Genomic DNA, 2,373 nt, shown 5'->3' on the forward strand with positions numbered 1-2,373 from the left:
TGGCATGCGCCTGGTAGCGCTTGATCACCGCCTCCGGCGCCTCGTCCAGGCTGGTCCACCAGCCTTCCAACTCATAGTCCGGTTCGAGCAGCAACTGGCCATCGCGATCGGCGGTGCGCTCGACCAGGCGCATCACGCGTTGGACGACGTATTCGGTCTTGTTGTCGTCGTGGATCGAGACGGTCTGCGTCCACAGCGCCTGGCGCTTGCCAGGACGCAGCTCTTCCCAGTAGTCCGCCGCCACAGCCAACCAGGTATCCTGATCGGCCGTGGCCGAGCCGCGCGGGTTCCATTTGACGACATAGTCGAGCCGGCGCCCCTCGTCGGCAAAGACCTGGCGCTGCTGTTCGAGAAGCGCCAGGTGCGCCTGGCTGTCGAAGCCGCTGTCCTCGCGTAACAGGATCGGTTGCTCGGTCAGGCCTTGGGCGCGAGGCAGTACCCGCTCCAGGAAGGCGTTGCTCTCCTTCATGGTGTGCTGCTTGCCAGGACGCAGTTCCAGACCCAGGCACCACCCTTCGTTGCCCAGATAGGCGGCGATCGGGGTGTAGCCATCGACCTTCTGGTAAGTCCGCGAGACGCCTTCCTTCTTCGAGTTGCTGTTGTCCATGACGAAGGTGTCGATGTCCAGGCAGACGTGCGTCGTCTCGGCGGTGATCGGTGCCTCGACCAGTGACAGCAGGGTCGTGGACCAGGTGGCGGTGCGCGCCTGCAGGTCGTTGGCGGCAAGTTTCTCCAGCCGCTGTCGCAGCGTCGCCGCGCTCGGCACCTTCTGCAGGGTCAGCAGTTGTTGGAAGGGCTTGTCGCGGCGGAAGTTCTCGACAGCGTCATAGTCGCTCATGCCCAGACACAGCAGGCCCAGGTAGCTCTTGATCACGTCACTGGTGCGCATGCCCAGCGTGGTGGGGAAGCGGCTGTCGATGCTGTCGACGCCAGCGATCTCGAAGCATTGCCCGATGATGGACAGCCCGGCGTGGCTGGTGAGGGTGCGGCGACTGGCGCGGAACTTTATGTTGGGCATGGCACTGTCTGGGTGAATGGCGATAATGGCTATATTGCCATGCAGTTCAGTAGGTTAGAAGCATTCCTGGGGGCCGGTCTCACGGATTCAGGAGTATCACTTTGCTTGCAGCACTTCAGGCTGCGCCCGCCATTGTTAGCGCTGACGTCAGCTCAAATGTGAGCGCCAGCAGCAACTATCTGTTCCGGGGCGTCACCCAGACAGACGGGGCTGCGGCTGTCCAGGGAGGGTTGGATTATGTTATGAGCATGCGTCGGGCTTCTACGCCGGTGGCTGGGGTTCCAATGTCGATTTTGGTGACGGCACCAGCTATGAGCTTGATCTTTATGCCGGATTCTCCGGCTCTGTGGAAGAACTGGGTTATGACGTTGGGTACATTTATTGGGTATACGGATTTAATGGTTGATGGGGCACCTTCACCCCATCAATCTGATACCACCCTCAGATGGTTGATAGATCGACTCCGTAGTTGAGTTCCTCTGCGAAGTCCGGCAGTCCGTAACCGATGGTTTTCTTGTAGAAAGGAGAGACCTTCGCAGTCGGTGCCTTCTTCTTGTGCTTCGTGGTGTAGAGCATTCGTGCCCGCATCACCTCGAAGGAGTAACCGCGCCCTTCACGGTTCTTGTCCTTGGCCAGTCGGTTGATGGACTCCGTGTAAGCGTTGGTGACGGGCATGTCCGTCTCGAAGTAGGTCATGGTCTCTTCGCGCCAGTTTCCCACTGCCCTGACCAGATCGCTCCAGACTTCCTTTTGGCCCTTCGGGATGGTGGCTATCCACTCGTCCAGGGCGGCTTCTGCCTGGAGCCGTGTGATGGCGTCCCAGATGCCGTAGAAGCGTTCCTTGTGCTCGTAGGCGGCCAGCAGTTGCGGGAATGCGCCTGTCCAGGTCTCCATGATCAGCCGTTCCCGATCTGAAACTTCGTGAGCGCGTTTCAGCAGGATCTTCCGGTCGCCCTTGAGGGTTCGGCTCTGGGAGGGTTTCAGCTCCTTTCTGAGGCCCTTGCGCACCTTCTCCAGGGCATCGTTGGCCATGCGTACCACATGGAACTTATCGACCACGATGCGGGCCTGTGGCAGCACGGCCTTGACCGCTGCCCGGTAAGGGTTCCACATGTCCATGCTGACGATCTCGACCTTCTGCCGGTCTTTCAGCTTCATCAGGTAATTGGTCACCACGTCCTGGCGGCGGGTGGCCAGCAGGTCGAGCAGGGTTCGCTCCTCGATGTTGGTCAGGATGCAGCGGTAGCGCTTGTTCAGGTATAGCTCGTCAATGCCCAGGATGCGGGGCGTCTCGAAGCGGTGCCAGCGCCCCAGGAACTCGGCGCGGGCGTTGAAGATGTCGCGCACCGTCTTCT

The 2,373-nt window shown here is 60.5% G+C and carries 2 protein-coding genes and 2 pseudogenes; 2 read left to right on the plus strand and 2 right to left on the minus strand.

The annotated features are described in order from the left end of the window. Window positions 1-1,018: IS1380 family transposase (locus V8L71_RS20480; protein ID WP_336275315.1), on the minus strand; the 1,018-nt coding region annotated here is incomplete at its 3' end. Between the two features lie 101 nt (window positions 1,019-1,119). Between V8L71_RS20480 and V8L71_RS20815 the strand changes: the two are divergent. Further along, window positions 1,120-1,233: pseudogene (locus V8L71_RS20815) on the plus strand (hypothetical protein); the annotation flags it as partial. A 29-nt stretch (window positions 1,234-1,262) separates the two neighbouring features. Further along, window positions 1,263-1,424: pseudogene (locus tag V8L71_RS20820) on the plus strand (TorF family putative porin); the annotation flags it as partial. Between the two features lie 35 nt (window positions 1,425-1,459). On the opposite strand, the gene V8L71_RS20485 reads toward V8L71_RS20820, so the two are convergent. Continuing rightward, window positions 1,460-2,373, minus strand: a 914-nt coding sequence (locus tag V8L71_RS20485) for an ISL3-like element ISPst2 family transposase (RefSeq protein WP_336275316.1), incomplete at its 5' end; no start/stop codon positions are given.

Source organism: Vreelandella indica, assembly GCF_037070225.1.
Classification (GTDB): Bacteria; Pseudomonadota; Gammaproteobacteria; order Pseudomonadales; family Halomonadaceae; genus Vreelandella; species Vreelandella arctica.